The 26,709-nt window shown below is 60.8% G+C and carries 20 protein-coding genes, 1 tRNA gene and 3 pseudogenes; 7 read left to right on the top strand and 17 right to left on the bottom strand.

All coding sequences use genetic code 11. The annotated features are described in order from the left end of the window. Positions 1–72: 72 nt before the first annotated feature. The 5 genes and pseudogenes from ybgF to nadA all read left to right on the top strand — a co-directional run. Positions 73–723 (top strand): annotated as a pseudogene (gene ybgF, locus ACIOUG_RS19285) (tol-pal system protein YbgF); the annotation flags it as partial. Positions 724–889: 166 nt separating this feature from the next. Continuing rightward, on the top strand, positions 890–1,537 hold the full coding sequence (queE, locus tag ACIOUG_RS19280) for a 7-carboxy-7-deazaguanine synthase QueE (RefSeq protein WP_202368850.1): 648 nt from the start codon (positions 890–892) through the stop codon (positions 1,535–1,537). Between the two features lies 1 nt (position 1,538). After that, entirely contained in the window at positions 1,539–2,231 is a 693-nt protein-coding gene (gene queC / locus ACIOUG_RS19275) for a 7-cyano-7-deazaguanine synthase QueC (protein WP_131671159.1), read from the top strand. Positions 2,232–2,293: 62 nt separating this feature from the next. Continuing rightward, positions 2,294–2,369, top strand: a tRNA-Lys gene (locus ACIOUG_RS19270). Positions 2,370–2,640: 271 nt separating this feature from the next. Next, on the top strand, positions 2,641–3,699 hold the full coding sequence (gene nadA, locus ACIOUG_RS19265; protein WP_003227499.1) for a quinolinate synthase NadA: 1,059 nt from the start codon (positions 2,641–2,643) through the stop codon (positions 3,697–3,699). A gap of 136 nt (positions 3,700–3,835) precedes the next feature. Here nadA and ACIOUG_RS19260 read toward each other — a convergent pair whose 3' ends face one another. From ACIOUG_RS19260 to arcD (ACIOUG_RS19205), 12 genes are all read right to left on the bottom strand, one after another. Next, a complete protein-coding gene (locus tag ACIOUG_RS19260; RefSeq protein ID WP_401067789.1) occupies positions 3,836–4,324 on the bottom strand; it encodes an RDD family protein in 489 nt (162 codons plus the stop codon). 97 nt (positions 4,325–4,421) lie between these two features. After that, on the bottom strand, positions 4,422–4,634 hold the full coding sequence (locus tag ACIOUG_RS19255) for a cold-shock protein (RefSeq protein WP_003227496.1): 213 nt from the start codon (positions 4,632–4,634) through the stop codon (positions 4,422–4,424). A gap of 404 nt (positions 4,635–5,038) precedes the next feature. Then, positions 5,039–6,163 carry a glycine cleavage system aminomethyltransferase GcvT gene (gcvT, locus tag ACIOUG_RS19250; RefSeq protein ID WP_401067786.1) on the bottom strand — a complete coding sequence of 375 codons (1,125 nt, stop codon included), beginning with the start codon at positions 6,161–6,163 and terminating at the stop codon, positions 5,039–5,041. A gap of 51 nt (positions 6,164–6,214) precedes the next feature. Then, positions 6,215–7,591, bottom strand: coding sequence for an L-serine ammonia-lyase (locus tag ACIOUG_RS19245; protein ID WP_401067783.1), 1,377 nt, complete (start codon positions 7,589–7,591; stop codon positions 6,215–6,217). Between the two features lie 201 nt (positions 7,592–7,792). Beyond that, entirely contained in the window at positions 7,793–10,645 is a 2,853-nt protein-coding gene (gene gcvP, locus ACIOUG_RS19240) for an aminomethyl-transferring glycine dehydrogenase (RefSeq protein ID WP_401067780.1), read from the bottom strand. Between the two features lie 11 nt (positions 10,646–10,656). Continuing rightward, positions 10,657–11,040: a glycine cleavage system protein GcvH gene (gcvH, locus tag ACIOUG_RS19235; RefSeq protein WP_338802809.1), complete on the bottom strand. Its 384-nt coding sequence runs from the start codon at positions 11,038–11,040 to the stop codon at positions 10,657–10,659. Positions 11,041–11,481: 441 nt separating this feature from the next. Further along, on the bottom strand, positions 11,482–12,990 hold the full coding sequence (locus tag ACIOUG_RS19230) for a sigma-54-dependent transcriptional regulator (RefSeq protein WP_401067777.1): 1,509 nt from the start codon (positions 12,988–12,990) through the stop codon (positions 11,482–11,484). A gap of 266 nt (positions 12,991–13,256) precedes the next feature. Beyond that, positions 13,257–13,619: a DUF5064 family protein gene (locus ACIOUG_RS19225; RefSeq protein WP_123588678.1), complete on the bottom strand. Its 363-nt coding sequence runs from the start codon at positions 13,617–13,619 to the stop codon at positions 13,257–13,259. Between the two features lie 62 nt (positions 13,620–13,681). Beyond that, positions 13,682–14,611, bottom strand: a complete 930-nt coding sequence (arcC, locus tag ACIOUG_RS19220; protein ID WP_401067774.1) for a carbamate kinase — start codon at positions 14,609–14,611, stop codon at positions 13,682–13,684. A 190-nt stretch (positions 14,612–14,801) separates the two neighbouring features. Beyond that, positions 14,802–15,812: an ornithine carbamoyltransferase gene (locus ACIOUG_RS19215; RefSeq protein ID WP_003227481.1), complete on the bottom strand. Its 1,011-nt coding sequence runs from the start codon at positions 15,810–15,812 to the stop codon at positions 14,802–14,804. A 69-nt stretch (positions 15,813–15,881) separates the two neighbouring features. Then, positions 15,882–17,138, bottom strand: coding sequence for an arginine deiminase (gene arcA / locus ACIOUG_RS19210; protein ID WP_401067771.1), 1,257 nt, complete (start codon positions 17,136–17,138; stop codon positions 15,882–15,884). 33 nt (positions 17,139–17,171) lie between these two features. Further along, positions 17,172–18,599 (bottom strand): arginine-ornithine antiporter, encoded by a 1,428-nt coding sequence (gene arcD, locus ACIOUG_RS19205; RefSeq protein ID WP_401067768.1) that lies wholly within the window; start codon positions 18,597–18,599, stop codon positions 17,172–17,174. Between the two features lie 423 nt (positions 18,600–19,022). Here arcD (ACIOUG_RS19205) and arcD (ACIOUG_RS19200) point away from each other — a divergent pair, with 423 nt between their 5' ends. Together arcD (ACIOUG_RS19200) and ACIOUG_RS19195 are read left to right on the top strand one after the other, a co-directional pair. Next, positions 19,023–20,450, top strand: coding sequence for an arginine-ornithine antiporter (gene arcD, locus ACIOUG_RS19200; RefSeq protein WP_401067765.1), 1,428 nt, complete (start codon positions 19,023–19,025; stop codon positions 20,448–20,450). Beyond that, complete coding sequence (locus ACIOUG_RS19195; RefSeq protein ID WP_401067763.1) at positions 20,447–21,310, top strand: DNA-3-methyladenine glycosylase family protein; 864 nt, start codon at positions 20,447–20,449, stop codon at positions 21,308–21,310. The genes arcD (ACIOUG_RS19200) and ACIOUG_RS19195 overlap by 4 nt, the downstream gene beginning before the upstream one ends. A 111-nt stretch (positions 21,311–21,421) precedes the next feature. On the opposite strand, the gene ACIOUG_RS19190 is transcribed toward ACIOUG_RS19195, so the two are convergent. From ACIOUG_RS19190 to ACIOUG_RS19170, 5 genes and pseudogenes are all read right to left on the bottom strand, one after another. Further along, the gene (locus ACIOUG_RS19190) at positions 21,422–22,768 is read right to left on the bottom strand and encodes a CoA transferase (protein ID WP_401067760.1); all 1,347 of its coding nucleotides are present in this window, start codon (positions 22,766–22,768) and stop codon (positions 21,422–21,424) included. Positions 22,769–22,959: 191 nt separating this feature from the next. Next, positions 22,960–23,487 (bottom strand): annotated as a pseudogene (locus tag ACIOUG_RS19185) (methyl-accepting chemotaxis protein); the annotation flags it as partial. A 378-nt stretch (positions 23,488–23,865) separates the two neighbouring features. Further along, positions 23,866–24,834: pseudogene (locus tag ACIOUG_RS19180) on the bottom strand (cache domain-containing protein); the annotation flags it as partial. A 624-nt stretch (positions 24,835–25,458) separates the two neighbouring features. After that, on the bottom strand, positions 25,459–25,851 hold the full coding sequence (locus ACIOUG_RS19175; protein ID WP_401067757.1) for a YbaN family protein: 393 nt from the start codon (positions 25,849–25,851) through the stop codon (positions 25,459–25,461). Positions 25,852–26,004: 153 nt separating this feature from the next. Continuing rightward, on the bottom strand, positions 26,005–26,601 hold the full coding sequence (locus tag ACIOUG_RS19170; protein ID WP_401067754.1) for a biliverdin-producing heme oxygenase: 597 nt from the start codon (positions 26,599–26,601) through the stop codon (positions 26,005–26,007). Positions 26,602–26,709 lie beyond the last annotated feature (108 nt).

Below are 26,709 nucleotides of genomic sequence, written 5' to 3'. Positions count from 1 at the left end.
AATTATACGCCATACGATAACTTAAACAAAGACTCCAATTCAGACGGATCGGCTTAGGCACATTAATATGCACAGGGCATGCTGTTCAACCAACTGCAACAGATGCAGGATCAGATATCGCGCCAGCAAGGTGTGATCGAAGAACTGCAGAATCAGGTTGCGCGCATGAAGCAGGAATCCCTGGAGCGATACCAGGATCTTGATCGGCGCATAGGATCCGGTGCTGCACCTGCCGCGACTCCTGAGAATTCTTCTGCCGGTGGCGACGCAAGTGCTGCTGCCGGTGCTGCCGCTGGCGCCGGGGCTGCTGCCGCCCAGGCCCCTGCTGCAAGTAGCGAACCGGGTGATCCGGCCAAGGAAAAGCTGTATTACGATGCGGCTTTCGATCTGATCAAAGCCAAGGATTTCGACAAGGCCAGCCAGGCTTTCTCGGCATTCCTGCGCAAATACCCGAACAGCCAATACGCGGGCAATGCCCAGTACTGGTTGGGCGAAGTGAACCTGGCCAAGGGCGATCTGCAAGGTGCAGGTCAGGCTTTTGCCAAGGTTTCGCAGCTTTATCCCAAGCACAACAAAGTGCCGGATTCGCTGTACAAGCTGGCTGACGTAGAGCGCCGCCTCGGTCATACCGACAAGGTCAAAGGCATTCTGCAACAGGTGGTTTCCCAATACCCGGGGACCTCCGCTGCTCAGTTGGCCCAACGCGATCTGCAACGCATGTAAGTGTGTTTGACCCGTTTGGAAGAAACCCGCGCTTGTCGCGGGTTTTTTCGTTAGAATTCACGCCCTTTTTCTGAAACACGCTTCTGGTGATCTACGCGATGGCGGGGTTGCCGGAAGTGCCTGACGGAGGCGGACAGCCTGTTTAGCTGTTACGCCCGTGGCGACTATGCAAGACACATTGAGAATCACCGAAGTTTTCTACTCGTTGCAGGGGGAAACGCGGACTGCCGGGCTGCCCACTGTTTTTGTGCGCCTGACTGGTTGCCCATTACGTTGCCAATACTGCGACAGCGCCTATGCGTTCAGCGGCGGTACGATCCGCACCCTCGACGACATCCTCGAGCAAGTGGCCGGATATCGTCCGCGCTATGTCTGTGTGACTGGCGGTGAGCCGCTGGCACAGCCGAACGCCATCCCTTTGCTCAAGCAGTTGTGTGATGCCGGTTACGAGGTCTCGCTGGAAACCAGCGGCGCTCTGGATATCTCGGCGGTTGACCCGCGCGTCAGTCGCGTTGTCGATCTGAAGACGCCGGACTCCAAAGAAGCCCATCGCAACCGCTACGAAAACATCGAACTGCTGACCCCCAACGATCAGGTGAAGTTTGTCATCTGCTCGCGGGATGACTATGACTGGGCGGTCTCGAAGCTGATCCAGTACGGTCTCGATCGACGTGCGGGTGAAGTGCTGTTTTCCCCAAGTCATCATGACCTCAATGCCAGGGATCTGGCGGACTGGGTGGTGGCAGACAACCTGCCAGTGCGGCTGCAATTGCAGCTGCATAAATATCTATGGAATGACGAGCCGGGGCGCTGATATGACTGAACAACTCAACACTAATGAAAAACGTGCGGTAATCCTGCTGTCGGGTGGCCTCGATTCGGCCACGGTCGTGGCGATGGCCCGGGCTGAAGGCTACGCCTGCTACACCATGAGTTTCGACTACGGCCAGCGCTCCCACGCCGAACTGCATGCCGCCGCGCGCGTCGCTCGCGATCTGGGTGTGGTCGAGCACAAGGTGATCGGCCTGAACCTCAACGGCATGGGCGGCTCGGCGCTGACCGACACCAGCATCGACATCCCGGAAGAGCTGGGCGAGGGCATCCCGGTGACGTACGTGCCGGCGCGCAACACGGTGTTCCTGTCGCTGGCCCTGGGCTGGGCTGAAGTGCTTGGCGCCCGTGACATCTTTATCGGCGTCAACGCGGTGGACTATTCCGGTTACCCGGATTGCCGTCCGGAGTTCATCGAGTCGTTCGAACGCATGGCCAACCTGGCGACCAAGGCGGGTGTGGAAGGCAACGGTTTCCGCATTCAGGCGCCGCTGCAGAACCTGAGCAAGGCGCAGATCGTGCAGGCGGGTGTGAAGCTGGGTGTGGATTACGGCCTGACCGTTTCCTGCTATCAGGCCGACGATGACGGCCGCGCGTGCGGCAAATGCGACAGCTGCCGCCTGCGTGCAGAAGGCTTCGCAGCGGCCGGTGTAAGCGATCCAACACCTTATTTTTGATTTTTTTCAAAAAGGTGTTGAATAGTCCTTAAAAATCAGTATTATACGCGCCACCACACAGCGGGTCGTTAGCTCAGTTGGTAGAGCAGTTGGCTTTTAACCAATTGGTCGTAGGTTCGAATCCCACACGACCCACCATATTTGGCGGTTTAGAAAATCCGGAAGGCCCACGAAAGTGAGGATTTCCGGGTTTTTTTTTGCCTGCGATTCGGGCGCCTCTCCTTTCATCGTTGCCTGCGCTGACACAGGTCAGAATCATCTTTTGTATCAACGGGATATTCTGTAGCCTTGCGCAGCTTCAACGCTGTCCGTGCCTGATAAAACTCACTCTCCCGGCGGTACCCTCAAGCGGTCCGGAGCCGGGTGTATACTCGACTTTCGCGCGAAAGCGCCTGCAGGTCTTGCGAACATGACGCAGATTTCCGAACGCCTTCTGGTTCAAGCCCACCTCGATGCCAAACAGCCCAAACCGCTGACTGCCGAGGAAGAGGCCTACTACCGTTCCGCCATCGCCGCCGAGCTCAAGGCTCAGGACGCGGTGCTGGTTGCCCACTTCTATTGCGATCCGGTGATTCAGGCCCTGGCTGAAGAAACCGGCGGCTGTGTGTCCGACTCCCTAGAGATGGCGCGCTTCGGCAATGCCCATCCGGCCAAGACCGTGGTGGTCGCCGGGGTGAAGTTCATGGGCGAGACTGCAAAGATCCTCAACCCGGAAAAACGCGTGCTGATGCCGACCCTGGACGCGACCTGCTCGCTGGACCTGGGTTGCCCGGTGGACGAGTTCTCGGCGTTCTGCGATCAGCACCCGGAGCGCACGGTGGTGGTGTACGCCAACACTTCGGCCGCAGTCAAAGCCCGGGCTGACTGGGTGGTGACGTCGAGCTGTGCGCTGGAGATCGTCGAAAGCCTGATGGATAACGGCGAGACCATCATCTGGGGCCCGGACAAGCACCTGGGTACCTACATTCAGCGCAAGACCGGCGCCGACATGCTGCTGTGGGACGGCGCGTGCATCGTCCACGAAGAGTTCAAGTCCAAGCAGCTCGAAGACATGAAAGCGCTGTACCCGGACGCCGCGATTCTGGTGCACCCGGAGTCGCCGACCTCGGTGATCGAGCTGGCGGACGCCGTCGGTTCCACCAGTCAGTTGATCGCTGCCGCGCAAAGTCTGCCGAACAAGACTCTGATCGTCGCCACCGACCGCGGCATCTTCTACAAGATGCAGCAGTTGTGCCCGGACAAGGTCTTCATCGAGGCGCCAACCGCCGGTAACGGCGCAGCGTGCCGCAGTTGCGCACATTGCCCGTGGATGGCCATGAATACCCTTGAACGCACGCTCAAGAGCCTGAAGGAGGGGACGAACGAGATCTTTGTCGATCCGGCGTTGATTCCGCAGGCGATCCGCCCGTTGAAGCGCATGCTGGACTTTACTCAGGCGGCACGGATGAAGCTGGCCGGTAACGCCTAAGCTTTTTCTGCCAGACAAAAACACCTGTGGGAGCGGGCTTGCTCGCGAAGGCGGTGTATCAGTCACCATTTGCATCGACTGACACACCGCCTTCGCGAGCAAGCCCGCTCCCACATTGGTATCTGGCGTCTGGAATTTATTTGCTGTTTTTCGGAATCCGCACCACGCGGGTATCGGAATAGATGTCGTGCCAGGTGCGCTTCTGCTTGTCGTACAGCGACCAGAAGAATCCAAGCCCTGCGCACAGCCAAGAAGCGATCGACACCATGAAGCGCAGCAGCGCCTGCCACAGGCTGATCGCGCTGCCATCGGCGTTCTGCACGCGAATCCCCCACACCTGCATACCCAGTGTCTGCCCGCCGTGAGTCCAGAACTTGGCGAAGAACGCAAACAGCACCAACAGCAGTACCGTGGAATACAGTGGATCGCCATCCATTTTCCCGGCGTCGGTCAGCACGCGCAGGCGCTCTTCACCGATGATCGCTGCCTGAATCAACTTGTAGATGAATCCGGTGACGATCAGCAGGGCGGTGCACAACAGGAAGTCATAGAACATCGCGGCCAGGCGCCTGCCGAGGCCAACGGCAGGAAAGTCGCCCTGGGGAGTGAGCAGGTTTTTCGACATGGCAGCCTCTGGGCACGAAATGAAGCGCCATTTTACGGATTCGCGCGCACAAAAAAGCCCCTGATATCAATATCAGGGGCTTTTTCGTTACAGAAGATTAGGCTTCTGCTTGTACTTCATCAGCCTGCATGCCTTTCTGGCCTTGCACAGCAACGAAGGTCACTTTCTGGCCTTCTTTCAGGCTCTTGAAGCCGTTGCCCTGAATGGCGCGGAAATGCACGAACAGATCCGGACCGCTTTCTGGAGTGATAAAACCAAAACCTTTCTCGTCGTTAAACCACTTGACGGTACCGCTCTGACGTGTCGACATTTCTTATATCCTTTGACGCATAAATTGATGACAGTCTCTTTCTCATGAAAGAGTACTGGGGCTGGTTGCAGGAGAGTAAGAAGACGTCGAGCGGGATGTAGCTAACTTTGTAGGCTACTGCCCAGGTCACGATTCCAAGCTGACCCATGCAAACACAGTGAACAAACTCTACGCCAACTACGGGAGAAAAAACAAGCCCCGCGAAGGCCCCGGTTTTCCTGCCCCTGCTGGCAGTTAGTCAGTCTGCTAGTGCGGCTTAGACGATTGGCTTGTTCAGTTGTTTTCAATCGTTATAAGCAAAGTTCATATTCGAATCAGATGTTAGAAAATGCACTTTTTTGTGGCGATTGCGTTACACATTAGTGCACGTATAACGCAACCGCGTTACTTATAGAAACAGTCAATCAACCACGATAGTAGCGTTGTGGAACAAATGGCATTTTGCTTACAAGCATTTGCACCTTTTTCCCACGAACGATGGCCCACACAGGTGTATCGAGGGTGACATAAGCGCTGTCGAGGTAACCCATCGCCAACGGGCCACCCAAGGTCGGACCGAAGCCGCCGCTGCACACGCTGCCGATGATTTCGCCGGCTTCGTTGACGATTTCTGCGCCTTCACGCACTGGCGTACGCTCCTGTGGCAGCAGGCCGACGCGTTTGCGCGCGACACCGTTCTGTTGCTGGGCAAATACCTGTTCCGCACCCGGGAAACCACCGGCCCGCGCGCCGTCGGCACGGCGTGGCTTGGAGATTGCCCACAACAGGCTGGCTTCGATCGGGGTGGTCTCGGTGTTCATATCGTGGCCATACAGGCACAGGCCGGCTTCCAGGCGCAGCGAATCGCGGGCGCCGAGGCCGATGGCCTGGACTTCCGGTTCGGCCAGCAGGGCACGGGCGAGTTTTTCCGCATCGGCGGCGGGCACTGAGATTTCGAAACCGTCTTCACCGGTGTAACCCGAGCGGCTGACGAAGCAATCCACGCCCAGCAGTTGCACACGGTTGAACTGCATGAACGTCATCTTCGCCACTTCTGGTGCAAGTCGCGCCAGCACGGTGACCGCAGCCGGACCTTGCAACGCCAGCAGCGCGCGCGCTTCGAACAGCTCCGTAATGGTGCACTGGTCGCCGGTGTGTCGTTGCAGATGCGCCAGATCCTGCTCCTTGCACGCGGCGTTGACCACCAGGAACAGTTCGTCGTTGCCCAGATTGGCGACCATCAAATCGTCGAGAATGCCGCCGCTGTCATTGGTGAACATCGCATAGCGCTGCATGCCCACCGGCAGGTCGATGATGTCCACCGGTACCAGGGTTTCCAGGGCCTTGGCGGCATTGGCGCCGGTCAGGCGGATCTGGCCCATGTGCGAGACATCGAACAGCCCGGCCTGCTCGCGGGTGTGCTGGTGTTCCTTCATCACGCCCAGCGGGTATTGCACCGGCATGTCATAGCCGGCGAACGGCACCATGCGGGCGCCGAGTTCGAGGTGCAGAGCGTGCAGCGGGGTTTTCGACAGTTGTTCGGTGGACATGCGGAACTCCTTGATTCACACCAACCCTCTCCCGGAGGGAGAGGGGGCTAATTAGCATTCGATGATGTTGACTGCCAGACCGCCACGGGCGGTCTCTTTGTATTTGCTTTTCATGTCGGCGCCGGTCTGGCGCATGGTGCGGATGACCTTGTCGAGCGAGACGAAGTGTTGCCCGTCGCCGCGCATGGCCATGCGCACCGCGTTGATCGCTTTCACCGAGCCCATGGCGTTGCGCTCGATGCACGGCACCTGCACCAGCCCGCCAATCGGGTCGCAGGTCAGGCCGAGGTTGTGTTCCATGCCGATTTCCGCGGCGTTTTCCACTTGCTGCACGCTGCCGCCGAGCACTTCGCACAGGGCACCGGCGGCCATTGAGCAGGCCACGCCGACCTCGCCCTGGCAGCCGACTTCGGCGCCGGAGATCGAGGCGTTTTCCTTGTACAGAATGCCGATGGCGGCGGCAGTCAGCAGAAAACGCACCACGCCGTCATCGTTGGCACCCGGGATAAACCGCATGTAGTAATGCAGCACTGCCGGGATGATGCCCGCCGCGCCGTTGGTGGGCGCGGTGACCACGCGGCCGCCGTTGGCGTTTTCTTCGTTGACGGCGAGGGCGTACAGGTTGACCCAGTCGAGCACCGACAGCGGATCGCGCAGCGCCGATTCCGGGTTCTTGCACAGTTGCCGATGCAGCGCTGCCGCCCGGCGTTTGACCTTCAGCCCACCCGGCAGAATGCCTTCGTTGCGACAGCCAGCGGCGACGCAGTCCTGCATCACTTGCCAGATTTTCAGCAGACCGGCGCGGGTTTCCGCCTCCGGGCGCCAGGCGCTTTCGTTGGTCAGCATCACCTGGCTGATCGACAGACCATAGGTGGCGCAATGACCGAGCAAATCCTTGGCACTTTTGAACGGGAAGGTCAGCGGGGTGGCGTCTTCAACGATGCGGTCAGCGCCGGCGGCATCTTCATCAACGACGAAACCACCGCCGACCGAGTAGTACTCGCGACTGCGGATCTGAATGCCCGCCGCATCGAAGGCGCGAAAGATCATGCCGTTGGGGTGAAAGGCCAGCGGTTTGCGAATCATCGCCAGGTGTTCTTTTTCGTTGAACGCAATGCTGTGTTCACCGAGCAGATTCAGCCGGCCATTGCCGCGAATTTCCTGCAGGCGCGCGGCGACGGTTTCGGTGTCAACGGTGTCCGGGTGTTCGCCCTCAAGGCCAAGCAGCACGGCTTTGTCGCTGCCGTGACCCTTGCCGGTGGCGCCGAGCGAGCCGTACAGCTCGACTTTGACGGTGCTGGTGGCCGACAACAGATCGTCGCGGCGCAGGCCTTCGGCGAAGCGCGCAGCGGCACGCATCGGGCCGACGGTGTGGGAGCTGGAAGGGCCGATGCCAATCTTGAACAGGTCGAACACGCTTAACGACATGAGTGGTTCTCCGGTTTCTTGTTATAGGAATTGGCGGATTTTTGCGGCTGACCGCATTCCCTTGTAGGAGTGAGCCTGCTCGCGATAGCGGTGTGTCAGATAACAGTAATGTCGACTTATACACCGCTATCGCGAGCAGGCTCACTCCTACAGGGGATCTGCGGTGTTTGCGGGATCAGCGATAACTGATCCCGCATCCGTTTAAGCGTAGCTTTCGATCGACGGGCAGGCGCAGACCAGGTTGCGGTCGCCGAACACGTTGTCGACGCGACCGACCGGCGGCCAGTATTTGCCTTCGACCAACGACGCCACCGGGTATACCGCCTGCTCGCGGCTGTACGGATGGGTCCACTCGCCAACCAGCTCCGCCGCGGTGTGCGGAGCGTTTTTCAGCGGGTTGTCGTCCTTGTCCAGCGTGCCGTTTTCCACCGCGCGGATTTCCTCGCGGATGCGGATCATGGCGTCGCAGAAGCGGTCCAGTTCTTCTTTGGATTCGCTTTCGGTCGGCTCGATCATCAGCGTGCCGGCGACCGGGAACGACATGGTCGGGGCGTGGAAGCCGAAGTCGATAAGGCGCTTGGCGACGTCATCGACGCTGATGCCGCTGCTGTCTTTCAGCGGACGCAGATCGAGGATGCATTCGTGCGCCACCAGACCGTTGCTGCCGGTGTACAGCACCGGGTAGTGCTCTTCCAGACGACGGGAAATGTAGTTGGCATTGAGGATCGCCAGTTGCGAAGCACGCTTCAGACCGGCGCCACCCATCATCCGAATGTACATCCAGGTGATCGGCAGAATGCTCGCGCTGCCGAACGGCGCTGCGCAGACCGCGCCTTCCTTGCGCTCCATCTGGCCGTGACCCGGCAGGAACGGGGTCAGGTGCGACTTGACGCCAATCGGGCCGACGCCGGGGCCGCCACCGCCGTGCGGGATGCAGAAGGTTTTGTGCAGGTTCAGGTGCGACACGTCGCCGCCGAACTTGCCCGGCGCGCAGAGGCCAACCATCGCGTTCATGTTGGCGCCGTCGATGTACACCTGGCCGCCGTTGTCGTGAATGATCCCGCAGATTTCGCGGATGCCTTCTTCGAACACGCCGTGAGTCGACGGGTAGGTGATCATCAGCGCAGCGAGGTGTTCGCGGTGCTCGATGGCTTTGGCGCGCAGGTCTTCGATGTCGACGTTGCCGCGAGCATCGCACGCGGTCACCACCACGCGCATGCCGGCCATGTTGGCGGTGGCCGGGTTGGTGCCGTGGGCCGACGACGGGATCAGGCAGATATCGCGGCGCTCGTCGCCACGGCTCTGGTGGTAAGCGCGAATCGCCAGCAGGCCAGCGTATTCACCTTGCGAACCGGCGTTCGGTTGCAGCGAGATCGCGTCGTAACCGGTGGCGGCGCAGAGCATCGCTTCCAGTTCATCGGTCAGTTGCTGGTAGCCGGCGCTTTGTGCGGCCGGGGCGAACGGGTGCAGGGCGCCGAATTCAGCCCAGGTCACCGGGATCATTTCGCTGGCGGCGTTGAGTTTCATGGTGCACGAGCCCAGCGGGATCATGGTGCGATCCAGGGCCAGGTCCTTGTCCGCCAGTTTGCGCAGGTAGCGCATCAGCTCGGTTTCCGAGTGATAACGGTTGAATACCGGGTGGCTGAGGATCGGCGACTGACGTACCAGCGCCGCCGGGATGGTGCTTTGTACCGACGCGGCCAGCGCAGCGAAGTCCGGCAGGGTTTTGCCGTCGGCGAACAAGCCCCACAGGGATTCGATGTCAGCCTGAGTGGTGGTTTCGTCCACCGACAGGCCCAGACGCTGAGCGTCGATCACCCGCAGGTTGATCTGTGCAGCATGCGCCTTGTCGTGCAGCGCGGCGGTGTGTGCGCCGGTGGCGAGGGTCAGGGTATCGAAGAAGCTGGTCTGCTCGACGGTCCGGCCCAGTGCGCTCAGGCCCTTGGCCAGGATCGCGGTCAGGTGATGCACGCGGTTGGCGATCCGGGTCAGGCCTTTCGGGCCATGGTACACGGCGTACATGCTGGCGATGTTGGCCAGCAGCACTTGTGCGGTGCAGATGTTCGAGGTGGCCTTCTCGCGGCGGATATGTTGCTCGCGGGTCTGCATCGCCAGACGCAGGGCCGGCTTGCCGAAACGGTCAACCGAAACACCGACCAGACGGCCCGGCATGTCGCGCTTGAATGCATCCTTGGTGGAGAAGTAAGCCGCGTGCGGGCCACCGAAGCCCAGCGGCACGCCGAAGCGTTGCGCGGAACCGATGGCCACGTCGGCGCCGAACTCGCCCGGGGCGGTCAGCAGGGTCAGGGCCAGCAGGTCGGCAGCCACGGCCACCAGCGCGTTGGCGGCGTGGAAGCGCTCGGTCAGTTCACGGTAGTCGAACACATCGCCGTTGCTCGCCGGGTATTGCAGCAGTGCGCCGAAGAACGGCGTGACGTCACTCAGTTCACGCTCATCGCCGACCACCACGTCGATGCCCAGCGGCTCGGCACGGGTGCGCAGCACGTCGAGGGTTTGCGGGTGGCTGTGGATCGAGGCGAAGAACTGGTGGCTGCCCTTGTTCTTGCTCAGGCGTTTGCAGAAGGTCATGGCTTCGGCAGCGGCGGTGGCTTCGTCGAGCAACGAGGCGTTGGCGATCGGCAGGCCGGTGAGGTCGCTGATCAGGGTCTGGAAGTTCAGCAGCGCTTCGAGACGGCCCTGGGAAATTTCCGGCTGGTACGGGGTGTAAGCGGTGTACCAGGCCGGGTTTTCCAACAGGTTGCGCAGGATCGGCGACGGCGTGTGGCAGTTGTAGTAGCCCTGGCCGATGTAGGTCTTGAACAGCTGGTTTTTGCCGGCGATGGATTTGATCATCGCCAGTGCATCGGCTTCGCTCAGACCGTCGTCCAGGCCGAGCACGCTGGTGCCCTTGATGCTTTCCGGGATGACGCTGGCGCTCAGCGCTTCGAGCGAGTCGAAGCCGAGGCTGTTGAGCATGGCTTGCTCGTCACCGGCGCGCGGGCCGATGTGACGGGCGATGAATTCGTTGGCAGTGCCGAGGTTTACTTGGGTCATGTCGTTACTCCTCAGGCTTCGGCTTGGGCTTTGATCAGACGGTCGTAGGCGTCTTGATCCAGCAATTTCGCTACAGCGGCGGCGTCGCTTGGCTGGAAGCGGAAAAACCAGCCTTCGCCCAGCGGATCTTCGTTGACCAGTTCCGGGCTGCCGTCCAGTGCCGGGTTCACTTCCACGACTTCACCGTCGAGGGGCATGTACACGCCGCTGGCGGCCTTGACCGATTCCACGGTGGCGGCTTCGGCGCCTTTTTCGTAAGCCTGCAGCTCAGGCAGTTGCACGAACACCACGTCGCCCAGGGCGTTCTGCGCGAAAGCGGTGATGCCGACAGTAACGCTGCCGTCAGCTTCGGTGCGCAGCCATTCGTGATCTTCAGTAAAACGCAACTCGCTCATGGAAACTCCTAAGGGGGCCAGACTCGTCTGGTGGACGCGGTGGAAGGCTTGGGCATGAAAGCCCTGATTTTATGAACGGTTACTTAGCAAGAACGCGGCCATCTTGAATTTATCTATATAAATCAAATAGTTGTCTGTTTTTAGGAGTGGTCAGAATCGAGTGTCTGTAGCGAAATCGCTACAGCTTGGGGCGGGGAGAAAAGCTGAAGCGGATCAAAGCCTTGCACAGCGGTGATCGGAGGAGTTTGTAGCGATATCGTTCCGCTGTAGCGCTTTCAGTACAGATGGAGGTCGCTTTCAAGCAGAAAATACAAATCCAGAACTGCGAACCCGGACTGTAGGAGCTGCCGAAGGCTGCGATCTTTTGATTTTGTTTTTCAAGATCAAGATCAAGATCAAGATCAAAAGATCGCAGCCTTCGGCAGCTCCTACAGGGGGTATTTAAGACTTGCCTGGAATGCCGTATTTGCGCAGTCGATGGGCGATCGCCGTGTGCGAGGTCTGCAGGCGGCTGGCCAGTTGGCGGGTCGAGGGGTAGCTGACGTAGAGTTTTTCCAGCAGCGATTTTTCGAAGGATTCCACGGCCTGTTCGAGGCTGTCGACGTCGCTGTCGGCCTGCCGCGCCACCGAGGTGCCGGCGATATCGAGGTCGCCGATGTCGACCAGACTGCTTTCGCAGATCGCCGCCGCGCGGAAGATCACGTTCTGCAACTGCCGCACGTTACCCGGCCAGCGGTTGCCGAGCAGCGCCGGATAGGTGCCGGGGGCGAGTCGGCAGACCGGGCGCTGGATCTGCGCACAGGCCTGCTGCATGAAATAGCGCGCCAGCAGCAGGATGTCCTGCCCGCGTTCACGCAGCGGCGGCACTTCGACATTGAGCACGTTGAGACGATAGAACAGGTCTTCGCGGAACAAGCCTTCGCTGACCATTTTCTCCAGGTCGCGGTGCGTGGCGCTGAGGATCCGCACGTTGACCTTCACTTCGCGATCACCGCCGACCCGGCGGAAGCTGCCGTCGTTCAGAAAGCGCAGCAGCTTGGCCTGCAAGTACGGCGACATCTCGCCAATCTCGTCGAGAAACACCGTGCCCTGGTTCGCCAGTTCCATCAGCCCCGGTTTGCCGCCACGTTGCGCGCCAGTGAAGGCGCCGGGGGCGTAGCCGAACAGCTCGCTCTCGGCGAGGTTTTCCGGCAGGGCCGCGCAGTTCAGCGCGAGGAACGGCGCACTGTGCCGCGCACTGATCGCGTGACAGGCGCGGGCCACCAGTTCTTTGCCGGTACCGGTTTCGCCTTGAATCAACAGCGGTGCGTCGAGGGCGGCGACTCGTTGCGCGCGGGCCTTGAGGGTGCGGATCGCCGGGGACTCGCCGAGCAGCGCATCGAAGCCTTCGGCATGGTCATGGTGCAACGCCGAGAGCTGTTCGCCGATGCGGTTCGGCTGATACAGGGTCAGCAGGGCGCCGGCGTCGGTGATCGGTGTAGCGTCGAGCAGCAGAGTCTGGCCATTGACGGTGATCTCGCGGAGCGGCAGGCGAAAGCCTTGTTCGAGCAGGGTTTCCAGCAGACCGGTATCGTTGAACAGCTCAGATACACTTTCCCCCGCCGGTTCACGCCCGTACAACGCGATCAGTGCCGGGTTGGCCAGCAACACCTTGCCGGCGCTGTCCAGTGCCAGCACCGGATCGGTCATCGCCGCGAGCAACGCGTCGAGCTGCAAGTGCCGACGCTGGCCGGGGAGAATGTCGACCACCGTCACCGCTTCGACACCGAGTACGCGAAACAACGCATCTTTGAGTTCTTCGAGCACTTGCGGGCTCAAGGTCGGGGCGTCGATGTAGACGTTGGGCGGGATCATCTCCACCGCATCCAGATTGAGGTTGCGCCCACCGAGGATCGCCAGGACTTCCTGGGTGATGCCGACGCGGTCGATGAAGCTGACGTGGATACGCATGGGGGCGGTTCAGTGTTCTGCAATGCGGAGGGGGGCAAGTATGCCTTGATGGGGGACTGGGGTGAAATCTTGAGATTGTTGTCGTGCTGGAGATCTACCCCTCACCCCAGCCCTCTCCCCAGAGGGGCGAGGGGGAAAGGGAGCAGATTGGGGGCTTTTCAAAACTTGAGTTCGGCTCGCTATTTCAGGTCGGTGTACCTTGAGCGAGCAACTCGGTCAGTCCCCTCTCCCTCCGGGAGAGGGTTAGGGTGAGGGGGCTTTTGGGGTTACTCGAAATGCTCGGGATTAACCGGATCCCCGGATTGCATATTCAACTTCTGCCGGATGTCCTCAAACATCAGATCGTAATGTTTGTGCACCGAACCGATCTGGCTGTGAGCCTTTGGAATCCCGTATTTCTCGGCAATCCGGGTCACGTCGCGGGCGAAGTTGTAAGCCTCTTCCTTGGGCAGGAAGAAAGTCTCTTTCATGTCCTTGCCCTGAAGGTTGCCGTGCATCGTGAACTGTATGCCTTTGCCTTTCTGCGGATCGGTGAACACTTCATAGTCGAGGTGCACGTTGTAACTGACGTCATCCGGAGTCAGCGCGTGCCGCTCAATATGCAAATGACCGGGTTCAAACTGGGCCATGGGTTCCTCCTTTCAAGGCATGGGAGAAGGGCAGACTCTGGGCCTGCCCTCGGAGTTTCCAGTTATCGATAGCTGATGCCCGGCTTCGCCGTGCTGACCCGGGTACCGGCGGTGCCCTGGACGATGGCTTCGATGTCCGCCAGCGAGCCGATCACCGCGACCTTGCCAGTATGGCGCGCGAATTCACAGGCTGCCTGCACCTTCGGCCCCATGGAACCGGCGGCAAAACCGAGTCGTTCCAGTTCATCCGGATGTGCTTCGAAAATGGCTTTCTGCGTCGGTTTGCCGTAATCAATGAATGCCGCGTTGACGTCGGTGGCGATCACCAGCAAGTCGGCTTCCAGTTGCTCGGCGAGCAGCGACGAGCACAGGTCCTTGTCGATCACCGCCTCGATGCCCTTGAGGTTGCGGTGCTCGTCGTACATGGTCGGAATCCCGCCGCCACCGGCGCAAATCACGATGCTGCCCTTGTCCAGCAGCCACTTGATCGGGCGGATTTCGAAGATGCGCTTGGGCCGTGGGCTGGCCACCACACGGCGGAATTTGTCGCCGTCCGGGGCAATCGCCCAGCCTTTTTCGGCGGCGAGTTTTTCCGCTTCGGCTTTGTCGTAGACCGGGCCGATCGGTTTGGTCGGGTTCTGGAAGGCCGGGTCCTTGGCGTCGACTTCAACCTGGGTCAGCAGGGTGGCGAACGGCACTTCGAAGTCCAGCAGGTTGCCCAGTTCCTGTTCGATGATGTAGCCGATCATGCCTTCGGTTTCGGCACCGAGCACGTCCAGCGGGTAAGGGGTGACGGAGGTGTAGGCCGCCGCCTGCAGCGACAGCAGGCCGACTTGTGGGCCATTGCCGTGGGCGATGACCAGTTGGTTGCCGGGATGGATCTTGGCGATTTGCTCGGTGGCGATGCGGATGTTGGCGCGCTGGTTGTCAGCGGTCATCGGCTCGCCACGACGGAGCAGGGCGTTACCGCCCAGAGCTACGACGATACGCATGGTGCAATCCTTTTCAGCAGAGAAATGGCAAACGACTCGGTCTCCCTGTCGGAACCGGAATCCCCTGTGGGAGGGGGCTTGCTCCCGAAGGCGGTGTGTCAGGCTCCTTTGATGTCGCCTGACACGGCCTCTTCGCGAGCAAGCCCGCTCCCACATTTGGAACCGGTTCCTTCAGTGGGAGCTGTTTCAGTTACAGATCAGCCAGGGTCGAGACCAGGATCGCCTTGATTGTGTGCATGCGGTTTTCCGCTTGCTCGAAGGCGATGCAGGCTGGCGACTCGAATACGTCGTCGGTCACTTCGATGCCGTTGGCCAGGTGCGGATACTGTTCGGCGATCTGTTTGCCGACCTTGGTATCGCTGTTGTGGAACGCCGGCAGGCAGTGCATGAACTTGGTGCGCGGGTTGCCGGTGGCCTTCATCAGCTCTTTGTTGACCTGGTACGGCAGCAGTTGCTGGATGCGCTCGGCCCATGCCTCGACCGGTTCGCCCATCGACACCCAGACGTCGGTGTGGATGAAGTCGACGCCTTTGACTGCGGCTTTCGGGTCTTCGGTCAGGGTGATGCGGGCGCCGGATTCTTCCGCGTATTTCTTGCAGCGATCAACCAGATCGTCATGCGGCCACAGGGCTTTCGGCGCGCAGATGCGCACGTCCATGCCGAGCTTGGCGCCGACCAGCAGCAGCGAGTTGCCCATGTTGTTGCGCGCGTCGCCGAGGTAGGCGTAGCTGATTTCGTGGATCGGTTTGTCAGCGTGTTCACGCATGGTCAGCACGTCGGCGATCATTTGTGTTGGGTGATATTCGTCGGTCAGGCCGTTGAACACCGGCACCCCGGCGAACTTCGCCAGCTCTTCGACGATTTCCTGTTTGAAGCCACGGTATTCGATGGCGTCGTACATGCGACCCAGCACGCGGGCCGTGTCTTTCATGCTTTCCTTGTGGCCGATCTGCGAGGAATTCGGGTCGATGTAAGTGACGTTGGCGCCTTGGTCGTAGGCCGCCACTTCGAACGCGCAACGGGTACGGGTCGAGGTTTTTTCGAAGATCAGGGCAATGTTGTTGCCCTTCAGGTGTTGCTGCTCGGTGCCGGTGTATTTCGCGCGTTTCAGATCGCGGGACAGGTCGAGCAGGTAACGCAGCTCACGTGGGGTGTGGTGTTCCAGGCTGAGCAGGTTACGGTTGTGGATGTTAAAAGCCATGATGGATCTCCTTCGGTGTCGGTTATCCCCCTGGCCGCGCTTTGTAAGTCGCGGCCAGGGCTCAGAGGTTTAGTAATCGATTGGGTCGCGGATGATCGGGCAGGTCATGCAGTGGCCGCCGCCGCGTCCGCGACCGAGTTCGCCGGCGCTGATGGTGATGACCTCGACGCCTGCCTTGCGCAGCAGGGTGTTGGTGTAGGTGTTGCGGTCGTAGCCGATGACCACGCCCGGCTCTACCGCGACCACGTTGTTGCCGTCGTCCCATTGCTCGCGTTCGGCGGCGAAGCTGTTGCCGCCGGTTTCCACCACGCGCAGCTTCGGCAGGTTGAGGGCTTTGGCCACGGTGTCGAGGAAGGTGCCTTCTTCGCGGCGGATGTCGATGCCGCCCTGTTTGCTTTCGTCAGGACGCAGGGTGAAGGCGACGATCTGGTTCACCACTTCTGGGAAGATCGTCACCAGGTCGCGGTCGCAGAAGCTGAACACGGTGTCCAGGTGCATCGCCGCACGGGACTTTGGCAGGCCGGCGACGATGACTTTTTCCACCGCTTTGTTTTTGAACAGGTTCAGCGCCAGTTGGCCGATGGCTTGACGCGACGAGCGCTCGCCCATGCCGATCAACACCACGCCGTTGCCGATTGGCATCACGTCGCCGCCCTCAAGGGTCGAGCTGCCGTGATCCTTGTCCGGGTCGCCGTACCAGATCTCGAAATCGGCGTTGGTGAACTGCGGGTGGAATTTGTAGATGGCGGTGGTCAGCAGGGTTTCCTGGCGACGTGCCGGCCAGTACATCGGGTTCAGCGTCACGCCACCGTAGATCCAGCAGGTGGTGTCGCGGGTGAACTGAGTGTTCGGCAGCGGCGGCAGGATGAAACTGGAATGGCCGAGGAAGTCGCGGAACATCTGGATGGTCTTGCCGCCGAAGCTGTCCGGCAGATCATCGGCGGATACGCCACCGATCAGGTATTCGGCGATGTGTCGCGGCTCAAGGCTTTTCAGCCAGGATTTGACTTCGCTGATCAGGCCCAGGCCCACCGAGTCGGCGGTGACCTTGCGCTCGAGAATCCAGTCCAGCGCTTCAGGGATGGCGACGATGTCAGTCAGCAGGTTGTGCATTTCCAGCACGTCGATCCCGCGTTCACGCATCTTGGTCACGAAGTCGAAGTGGTCGCGCTTGGCCTGGGCGACCCACAACACGTCATCGAACAGCAGTTCATCGCAGTTGTTCGGGGTCAGGCGCTGGTGGGCCAGACCTGGGGAGCAAACCATGACTTTGCGCAGTTTGCCGGCTTCGGAATGGACGCCGTACTTAACTTTTTCCGTGGTCATTTCAGATCCTCCAGATAACCAATCAATCAGGTGTTACAGAGTCAGGAAGCCGTCGTAGAGGCCGTAGGCTGCCACCAGGGCACCGATGACCACCGCGGCGAAAATCAGCTTCTCGACGTTGGTGAAAACAGCTTGTTTGAGTTCGAGCTTGGCCTTGGCGAACAGGATTGCGCCGGGGGCATACAGCAGGGCCGAGAGCAGCAGGTATTTCACCCCGCCGGCGTACAGCAGCCAGATCGCATAGATCAGGGCGACACCGCCGATGATCAGGTCCTTGCGCCGCTCGGCCGCGAAGCCTTCGTAGGTTTCGCCGCGTACCGCCAGCAGCAGGGCATAGGCCGCCGACCACAGGTACGGCACCAGAATCATCGAAGTGGCGAGGTAGATCAGCGACAGGTAAGTGCTGGCCGAAAACAGGGTGATGATCAGAAACAGCTGGACCATCGCGTTGGTCAGCCACAGGGCATTGACCGGTACGTGGTTGGCGTTCTCGCGGCGCAGGAACTCCGGCATGGTGTGGTCTTTGGCGGCGGCGAACATGATCTCCGCACACAGCAGCACCCACGACAGCAGCGCGCCCAGCAGCGAGATGATCAGGCCGACGCTGATCAGCACCGCGCCCCAGTGACCAACCACATGCTCAAGCACGGCGGCCATCGACGGGTTCTGCAGTTTGGCCAGTTCCGGCTGAGTCATGATGCCCAGCGACAGTACGTTGACCAGCACCAGGAACAGCAGCACGGTGATGAAGCCGATCACGGTGGCCTTGCCGACGTCGGAGCGTTTTTCCGCCCGCGCCGAGAAGATGCTCGCACCCTCGATGCCGATGAACACCCATACGGTGACCAGCATCATGTTGCGCACCTGGTTCATCACGCTGCCCAGATCCGGGTTTTTCACCCCCCAGATGTCGGCGGTGAAGATGTCCAGTTTGAAAGCGAAGACGGCGATCAGCACGAACAGCAGCAGCGGCACGACCTTGGCGACGGTGGTCACGAGGTTGATGAACGCCGCTTCCTTGATCCCGCGCAGCACCAGAAAGTGCACGGCCCACAGCAGCACCGAGGCACCAACGACCGCGGCAACCGTGTTGCCTTCACCGAAAACCGGAAAGAAATACCCGAGGGTGCTGAACAGCAGAACAAAGTAGCCGACGTTGCCCAGCCAGGCGCTGATCCAGTAACCCCAGGCGGACGAGAAACCCATGTAGTCGCCGAAACCGGCCTTGGCATAGGCGTAGACACCGCCGTCCAGGTCAGGCTTGCGATTGGCGAGGGTTTGAAAGACAAAAGCGAGGGTGAGCATGCCGACAGCGGTGATGGCCCAGCCAATCAGTACCGCGCCGACGTCGGCGCTGGCGGCCATGTTTTGTGGCAAAGAGAATATCCCGCCACCAATCATTGAGCCGACTACCAAGGCAACCAGTGCACCTAGTCGTAGTTTTCCGGGAGCTTCAGACATTGCATGACTCCATTGCAGGAGAGAAGAGTTCACAGCGTAGATCTGTTGTCTGTTCAATCAGCTGACATAGATCAGTGCATGGCCACATTCCATTGTTAATGAATGACTTATGAAACAACTGGAGGCATAACGCTATCGCCTGGAAAGCCCGTCCTAGAGGCCTTTGCCTGATGTGGTTGGGAATTGCTCTTATTACTTTCGAATTAACACGCTAGTTCTTTTTCAGCTTTTGGCAAATTTTCGGCATCTGTTTTCAGTACAGAATTGATTTATTAGGATTCGCGCACAAAACTGTCTTAGCGTGCTAGGCGTTAGCGTCAGTCGCTATATATAAACGAGTATTTCTCGGTATTACCTGATAAACGTCGTGTGGTATTAGGCGTTTAGTTAATAGTTGTTACAAATGAATGAAGGGAGACTGGAATGTCGCAACCGACGCAAAAGCTGCGACTGGGTGCGTTGATCGCCCTGGTGGTGGGTTCGATGATTGGTGGCGGGATTTTTTCCCTGCCGCAGAACATGGCTGCCCGCGCCGATGCCGGGGCCATACTGATCGGCTGGGGGATCACCGCCATCGGCATGTTGACCCTGGCGTTCGTGTTCCAGACCCTGGCCAACCGCAAGCCCGAGTTGGACTCCGGGGTCTACGCCTACGCCAAGGCCGGGTTTGGCGACTACATGGGTTTTTCGTCGGCCTGGGGTTACTGGATCAGCGCCTGGTTGGGCAACGTCGGCTATTTCGTTCTGCTGTTCAGCACCCTCGGTTACTTCTTTCCGGTATTCGGCCAGGGCAACACGCCGGTCGCCATCGGCTGTGCCTCGCTGCTGTTGTGGGCCGTGCATTTTCTGGTGATGCGCGGGATCAAGGAGGCGGCGTTCATCAATCAGGTGACCACGGTCGCCAAGATCGTGCCGCTGATCATGTTCATCGTCATCGCGGCGGTGGCGTTCAAGGCCGATATCTTCACCCGCGACATCTGGGGCCGTAGCAACCCAAGCTTCGGCGGGGTGATGGATCAGGTGCGCAACATGATGCTGGTGACGGTGTTCGTGTTCATCGGCATCGAGGGCGCCAGCGTGTATTCGGCGCGGGCGGAGAAACGCAGCGACGTCGGGCGCGCCACGGTGATCGGTTTTATCGGCGTGCTGGCGTTGCTGGTGCTGGTCAACGTGCTGTCGCTGGGGATCATGAGCCAGCCCGAACTGGCCAGGTTGCAGAACCCGTCGCTGGCGGCGGTGCTGGAACACATCGTCGGGCCGTGGGGCGCGTTGCTGATCAGTCTCGGTCTGGCGGTGTCGCTGCTCGGCGCATTGCTGTCATGGGCGCTGCTGTGCGCGGAAATCCTGTTTGCCACGGCCCGGGACAAGACCATGCCGGCGTTCCTGAAAAAGGAAAACGCCAACCATGTGCCGGTCAACGCGCTCTGGCTGACCAACGTGATGATCCAGATTTTCCTGCTGATCACACTGTTTTCCGCCGGCACCTACACCAGCCTGATCTACCTCGCCTCGTCGATGATTCTGGTGCCGTATCTGTGGTCGGCGGCGTACGCGGTGTTGCTCAGCGGGCGTGGCGAAACCTACGAACATGCCTCGGCTGAACGCACCAAGGACCTGCTGATCGGCGGGATCGCCCTGTGCTATGCGGTGTGGCTGTTGTATGCCGGCGGGGTGAAATACCTGCTGCTGTCGGCGCTGCTGTATGCGCCGGGGGTGGTGCTGTTTGCCAAGGCCAAGCATGAGCAGGGCGAACCGCTGTTCACCCCTGTCGAGAAAGGCATTTTCGCCTGCGTGCTGATCGGCGCGGGGCTGGCGGCGTATGGTTTGTACAGTGGGGTGCTAGGGTTGTGAGGTTGAGGCTTGCGTATCAGCCGCCATACGACTGGGAGGCTATGTTCGGTTTTCTTGCAGCGCGGGCGGTGGTCGGGATGGAGACCGTGGTTGATGGTGTGTATTCGCGCAGCATCGGTTTGAACGGTGTGCATGGCACGGTTTCGGTTTGGCCTGGCCTGGGCGATGCGCTGGAGGTCGAACTGGATTTTCCTGATCCGGCGCTGCTGCCGCAGATTGTTGCAAGGTTGCGGCGGCTGTTTGATCTGGACGCCGATCTGGCAGTGATGCAAGGGCATCTGGCGAAAGACCCATTGCTGGCACGATTGATCGCCGAGCGTCCGGGGCTGCGGGTGCCGGGGGCGTGGGACGGTCTGGAGCTGGCGTTTCGCGCGGTGCTCGGCCAACAGATTACGGTGGTGGCAGCGATTCGCTTGGCAGGCAAGCTCGTGGCGCAATATGGTGCGCCGTTACGCTCGGTGTTGCCGGGTTTGAGTCATGTTTTCCCTCAGGCGAGTGTGTTGGCGGCGGCAGATCTGGCGGCGCTGGGCATGCCGAAGAGTCGCGGACGGACATTGTCGGGCGTGGCGCAGGCGCTGCTCGATGATCCGCTGTTGTTTGAGCCGGGGCGCGAGGGCGGCGTGGCGCAGTTATTGGCGTTGCACGGGATTGGCGAGTGGACGGCGCAGTACATCGCACTGCGGCAGTTACGCGATATGGACGGCTTCCCCCATGGCGATGTCGGGTTGTTGCGGGCGCTGGAGGTGCTGGAAGGCGTGCGGCCTGCGGCGCGGGAACTGGCTGATCGGGCTGAGGCCTGGCGGCCGTTTCGCGGGTATGCGGCGCAGGTGTTGTGGACGTCTTTGAGTCGGGCGGATTGAGCCTGAATCAGTGTTGTCGGTGCAGCCGTCTTCGCGAGCAAGCCCGCTCCCACAGGGGAACGCATTTCACCTGTGGGAGCGGGCTTGCTCGCGAAGGGGCCGGAATGGTCATCACCATTGTGGGCGATATGAACCCAGTTCGCTGGCCGGCAAGGCCCACTGCAGTGGCGTTCCGTTGATCGTCACTGGCGCGTGCAACCGATGCGCCGGCCCCCAAGGTGTTTGCTCCAGCTGCGGGTTTTGATCCTGCGCATCTTCAGCCCGCAACGCATCGTTCGTTCCCGGCCCCTGTTCGATCAACAGTCTGGCCGTACGCGCCAGCGACAGGCGCGCAGAGCCACCCTGACCGGTCCTTAAACGTTCGGTCAAAAGTCGGATCGCACTGGCCGCCATCAAATACCCGGTGCCGTGATCCAGCCCCTGCACCGGCAACGGTGTGGGTTTGTCGGCCTGCTTCCAGCGCTGTCCGGCCTCGGCGATGCCGCTGCTCATCTGCACCAGGCTGTCGAAACCACGACGGTTGCGCCACGGGCCGCTCCAGCCGTAGGCGTTGAGACTGACGTCGATCAGCCCCGGCGCCAGTTGTCGGCGGCGTTCGGCGCCGAAACCGAGATGTTCCAGGGCATTGGCGCGGTAGCCGTGCAGGAGGATGTCGGCGTCCTTCAACAGGTTTTCGAACAATGCACGATCGGCCGGCTGATGCAGATCCAGCCGCGCGCAGCGTTTGCCAAGGGTCATGTCCGGGATGACGCCCGGCTCATTCCAGCTCGGCGGATCGATGCGCAGCACATTGGCGCCCAGACCCGCGAGAAAACGGCTGGCGGTGGGACCGGCGAGCACGCGGGTCAGGTCCAGCACCTTGAGCCCGGCCAGCGGTTGCTCCACCGAGCCTTGCCACGTGTGGGTGATTTCATCCTGCGAATCGATGAAATGCACCAGCGGCTCGGCATTCACTGCCAACCCTTGTGGATGTTGTTGCCACTGCTCCCAGCTGCGCATTTCGGCGGCGCAGCCGTTGGCGTCGACTATCGCTTGCTCCAGATCGGTGCTGCGCCATTGCGCGACTTTCTTCGCCATCGCGGCACGGTCGGCGCAGGCACCGAGCACGCTTTCAGCGGCGGCGCGGTGATGCGGGGCGTTGGTGTGCAGGCGGATCCAGCCGTCCTCGGTTGCGTAGTCACCGGCGACCGGATCCCACAGCGGCGGGGTTTCCCAACCGATCGGGCGCAACGAAGTGGCGAACCAGAACGAGGCCAGACGCCGGTCAACTTCCACGGCGGACAAGTGCCCGGTCTGTTGCCGAAGCAGTTCGCTGACGGCCTGGCCGGCAGCGCCGATGCTGGCGCAGGCCAGATCGGTGACGGCGAACGCCGAGGGCAGGGCGCCATGGGCGGTGAACGGAATCGGCGTGCGGGGCAAGCCGAGTGCGGCTTGAATGGACGTGAGTAAATCAGTCATCGAAGGCCCTCCGGGAGAGAGGGCGATGATAGTGCAAAAGATCATCGAGTCAGATGAAATCCCCGAACGACGAACACTGCCCCCTGTGGGAGCTGGCTTGCCAGCGATTGCGGTGTGTCAGTCACACAAGTACTGACTGATCCACCGTCATCGCTGGCAAGCCAGCTCCCACAAAGGGACAGTGGTGGATTTCAGACGCGGAACTGATCCATCAATTTCATCTGTTGACTGGCCAGCGCATTGAGCTGACTGCTGATCGCCGCCGATTCAGTCGCCTGTTCAGTCAGGGTTTCAGTCACGGTGCGAATCGCCGAGACGTTGCGGTTGACCTCTTCGGCCACGGCGCTCTGTTGTTCGGCGGCGCTGGCGATCTGCAGGTTCATGTCGCTGATCACCGTCACCGCATCGCTGATCTTGCCCAGCGCGTCCACCGCCTGACGGATCTGCCCGGCGTTGTTGTGCGCCTGGGTCTGGCTCGAATGCATGGTCGCGACCACGCCACGGGTGCCGGTCTGGATGCGCTCGATGACGATGCGGATTTCTTCCACCGAATCCTGAGTGCGTTTGGCCAGATTACGCACCTCGTCGGCCACCACCGCAAAACCACGACCGCTTTCCCCGGCGCGAGCCGCTTCGATGGCGGCGTTGAGCGCCAGCAGGTTGGTCTGTTCGGCGATGCTGCGGATCACTTCCAGCACCGAACCGATCTGCTCGCTGTTGACCGCCAGTGCCTCGACTTCGGTCACCGCTTTGCTGACTTCATCGGCCAGTTGATTGATGTCACGGGTGCTGCGCTCGATGATCGACATGCCGTCCCGGGCCGACTGATCGGCACCCTTGGCAGCGTTGGCTGCGTTCGAGGCGCTGTTGGCGACGTCGTGGGCGGTGGCGCTCATTTCGTTGGACGCGGTGGCGACCTGATCGATTTCGCGGAACTGCACCTGCATGCCTTCGCTGGTCTGGCGGGCGATTTCCGAAGACTGATCGGCGGTGCCGCGCGCTTCGGTGATGCTCTGCTTGATCTGGGCGATGGTCGGTTGCAGCTTGTCGAGGAAGCGGTTGAACCAGTTCACCAGTTCGCCCAGTTCATCCTTCTTGGTGTAGTTCAGGCGCTGGGTCAGATCGCCTTCACCGCTGGCGATGTTTTTCAGCATCTCGGCGACGTTGTTGATCGGGCGTGTGACACCGGAGGCGGTCAGCCAGATCAGCAGCAAGCCAATCAAACCGGCAACCGCAGCCACCGCCAGTGCGGTGAGCACACCGGTTTCCTGCGCGTCGTCGAGCACCGCCTGCAGCTTGACCGAGTCGGCCAGCAGCACCTGTTTCGGCAGGTCGATGACCACGCCCCAGGCCCGCGAGTTGCCAATCGGATCGACCGGGTACACCGCACGAATCAGGTCGCCCTGTTCGAGAATCTTCGGCGTGCCGCTGCTGAGCAATTGCAGCAGATCCTTGCCGTCGGCGCCGAGGGTATCGCTGATCTTTTTACCGACCTTGGTCGCGTCGGAACTGTCGGCGCCGAGCACGCCGCTGCCGGAGACGATCAGCATGTGGCCGGCGTTGTTGAACAGGTTGCGCTGCGACTCCACCGCCGCCGCTTGCAGGGCATCGAGGGCGATGTCGACGCCGACCACGCCGATGGCCTTGCCGTCGACGATCAACGGCACGGAAATGGTGGTCATCAACATTTCCTTGTTGCCCACGGTGTCGGCATACGGATCGAGCAGGCAGGTGCGCTTGTTGTCGCGAGGGCAGGTGTACCAGCTGTTGTACGGCGTGCCGCTGACGCTGAGGGTGGTCTTGGTCATGTCTTCTTCGACCATGATCGTGTTCAGCGCCGAGCCGGCAGCGCGGCTCCAGTAGGTCGCAAAACGCCCGGCTTCGTTGGACTGACGCGCGGCGTCGTTGACGAACTGGCTGTCCTTGCCGTCGAGGCCGTTGGGCTCGAAGGCAAGCCAGATGCCGAGCACCTTGTCGTTGCGCTCGAACGCGGTTTTCAGGCTCTGATTCAACTCTTCACGCAGGGCACCGGCCTCCAGCGAACGCTTGGCGGCCAGTACGCGCATGTCTTTGATTTGATCGGCCAGCGCGGTGATCACCGTCAGGCTTTCGCCAAAAGTCTTCTGCACCCGCACCGCTTGCTCGGCCGCCTTGGCCTGCAACAGGTTCTGCACACTGGCGGTGAGCATCTTGCTGCTGGAGTCACTGACCAGGTCGTCGTTCTGGTTGGTCTGGTAAATGTTCATGCCGACGATCAGCGCAACCACACCCAGCAGGCACAGGCCGGAGAGCAGGACGATTTTCAGGCGAATGGAGAGAGAGTCGAACATGGGGCGATCTCGTGAATGAATGAGCCGGTGGCCACGGGATGAATTACCCGGTTCGCCAAATCCATTCAGCGCCATGCATTGCTCATCGGCGCGCAGCGAGGGCGCATGAGGCGCTTGCCGACGAACGGTCAGCGCTAAACGATTGCGCAGGGGATTGTGCTGAAAAGGCGATTAATTACAGGGAAGTTTCAGCCTGATGAACGCCGGAGAAATGATGAGGCTGTTGTGGCGAGGGAGCTTGCTCCCGCTGGAGTGCGCAGCGCTCCCCAGCATTCTTACTGACCTACCGCATGCGGAGGTTTTGCGACGGCTTCGCCGCCGAGCGGGAGCAAGCTCCCTCGCCACAGGGGAATCTGTGAGTCAGGAGGAGGGGAGGGTTTCCGGACGCGACCAGATCCACAGATTGCCCAGGCTCATCCCGGCAATCGCCAGATACACCGGCCAGCCGTGATCGAGCATCACCAGCATCAGCGTCGCGCACAGCAGCATGCTGACCGTGGCGCTGACCTTGGCCTTGCGCGCGATGATCTTGCCATTGCGCCAGTTGCTCAGGATCGGCCCGAACAGCCGATGGTTTTCCAGCCAGGCACTCAGGCGCGGCGAGCTGCGGGTTGCGGCCCAGGCGGCGAGCAGGATGAACTCGGTGGTCGGCAGGCCGGGCACGACGATGGCGATCAGGCCAATGCCGAGGCTGACGTAGGCCAACAGGCCGAACAGCAGGCGGGCGAGTTTCGAGGAGGCTGGTTGTGGCATGGGTTCAGCGGTTGCTTCTGAAGCGGGATGGGAATCTTACAGGCTTACACCGTTCACCTGTAGGAGCTGCCGCAGGCTGCGATCTTTTGATGTGGTTTTCAAGATCAAAAGATCGCAGCCTGCGGCAGCTCCTACAAGGGGATTTGCGGTGTGTCAGGCCGGTTCGGCTTCGGTCGCGTAAGCCTGTTCCAGCAGCACGGTGAAGCGGTTGAACGCGTCGATTGCGCCTTGCTCGACTTCGGCTTCTTCCTCCGCGCTGAACTGCAGCGAGTCGAGGGTGCGCACGAAGCTTTTCCAGCCTTCAGCGCGACCGCCTTCAGGCTCACCCAAGTGACGGGCGCCGAAGGTTTCGCTGAGGTCCAGCGCCACCGCGCGTTTGATCAGGAACGCTGCGCCGAGCTTCGAACCTTCCGAAACGAAGATCCAGCCCAGGGCGCGGGCCTTGCTCGGGTTTTTCAGCGCGCCGGCCACCGGTGCCGGGACTTCGGTGTCGAGATCCGCCAGGTCAGCCTTGGCCGCTTCGGCGCGGCAACGGGCCGGCAGGTCCGGGACGATGGCAGCCAGTTCGGCGTCGTTGTACAGGTCTACCAGCTCCGACTGGAACAGGTACTGCGCGACCACGAAACGCGCGAAGTTGGCGCGGGTTTCGAACGGCGCGTGGGCCTTGACCAGGGCGTCGAGCTTGCTGTGCGGCTCGTGGGTGATCTGGTTCAGGCGTTGTGAACGCAGGGATTTTTCCGAAGTGGTCATGGGGTGTCCTTGATAAAAGAGGCGCTTGATAACGAGACGTACGAGCCAGTGCCGAACCGTAAAAAAAGCCCCCGCGGCGCGCTGTTCAATGCGCGCTGCGGGGCGGTT

This window comes from Pseudomonas sp. NPDC087803, from assembly GCF_044742995.1.
Lineage (GTDB): Bacteria > Pseudomonadota > Gammaproteobacteria > Pseudomonadales > Pseudomonadaceae > Aquipseudomonas.
Note: the sequence above shows the minus strand (reverse complement) of the source record. Positions and strands in the feature narration are given on the sequence as shown.

What these genes read in the sequence shown, in the direction of transcription:
- queE (WP_202368850.1), top strand. Translation starts at nt 890, where the DNA reads ATGCAAGACACATTGAGAATCACCGAAGTTTTCTACTCGTTGCAGGGG.
- queC (WP_131671159.1), top strand. Translation starts at nt 1,539, where the DNA reads ATGACTGAACAACTCAACACTAATGAAAAACGTGCGGTAATCCTGCTG.
- nadA (WP_003227499.1), top strand. Translation starts at nt 2,641, where the DNA reads ATGACGCAGATTTCCGAACGCCTTCTGGTTCAAGCCCACCTCGATGCC.
- ACIOUG_RS19260 (WP_401067789.1), bottom strand. Translation starts at nt 4,324, where the DNA reads ATGTCGAAAAACCTGCTCACTCCCCAGGGCGACTTTCCTGCCGTTGGC.
- ACIOUG_RS19255 (WP_003227496.1), bottom strand. Translation starts at nt 4,634, where the DNA reads ATGTCGACACGTCAGAGCGGTACCGTCAAGTGGTTTAACGACGAGAAA.
- gcvT (WP_401067786.1), bottom strand. Translation starts at nt 6,163, where the DNA reads ATGTCCACCGAACAACTGTCGAAAACCCCGCTGCACGCTCTGCACCTC.
- ACIOUG_RS19245 (WP_401067783.1), bottom strand. Translation starts at nt 7,591, where the DNA reads ATGTCGTTAAGCGTGTTCGACCTGTTCAAGATTGGCATCGGCCCTTCC.
- gcvP (WP_401067780.1), bottom strand. Translation starts at nt 10,645, where the DNA reads ATGACCCAAGTAAACCTCGGCACTGCCAACGAATTCATCGCCCGTCAC.
- gcvH (WP_338802809.1), bottom strand. Translation starts at nt 11,040, where the DNA reads ATGAGCGAGTTGCGTTTTACTGAAGATCACGAATGGCTGCGCACCGAA.
- ACIOUG_RS19230 (WP_401067777.1), bottom strand. Translation starts at nt 12,990, where the DNA reads ATGCGTATCCACGTCAGCTTCATCGACCGCGTCGGCATCACCCAGGAA.
- ACIOUG_RS19225 (WP_123588678.1), bottom strand. Translation starts at nt 13,619, where the DNA reads ATGGCCCAGTTTGAACCCGGTCATTTGCATATTGAGCGGCACGCGCTG.
- arcC (WP_401067774.1), bottom strand. Translation starts at nt 14,611, where the DNA reads ATGCGTATCGTCGTAGCTCTGGGCGGTAACGCCCTGCTCCGTCGTGGC.
- ACIOUG_RS19215 (WP_003227481.1), bottom strand. Translation starts at nt 15,812, where the DNA reads ATGGCTTTTAACATCCACAACCGTAACCTGCTCAGCCTGGAACACCAC.
- arcA (WP_401067771.1), bottom strand. Translation starts at nt 17,138, where the DNA reads ATGACCACGGAAAAAGTTAAGTACGGCGTCCATTCCGAAGCCGGCAAA.
- arcD (WP_401067768.1), bottom strand. Translation starts at nt 18,599, where the DNA reads ATGTCTGAAGCTCCCGGAAAACTACGACTAGGTGCACTGGTTGCCTTG.
- arcD (WP_401067765.1), top strand. Translation starts at nt 19,023, where the DNA reads ATGTCGCAACCGACGCAAAAGCTGCGACTGGGTGCGTTGATCGCCCTG.
- ACIOUG_RS19190 (WP_401067760.1), bottom strand. Translation starts at nt 22,768, where the DNA reads ATGACTGATTTACTCACGTCCATTCAAGCCGCACTCGGCTTGCCCCGC.
- ACIOUG_RS19175 (WP_401067757.1), bottom strand. Translation starts at nt 25,851, where the DNA reads ATGCCACAACCAGCCTCCTCGAAACTCGCCCGCCTGCTGTTCGGCCTG.
- ACIOUG_RS19170 (WP_401067754.1), bottom strand. Translation starts at nt 26,601, where the DNA reads ATGACCACTTCGGAAAAATCCCTGCGTTCACAACGCCTGAACCAGATC.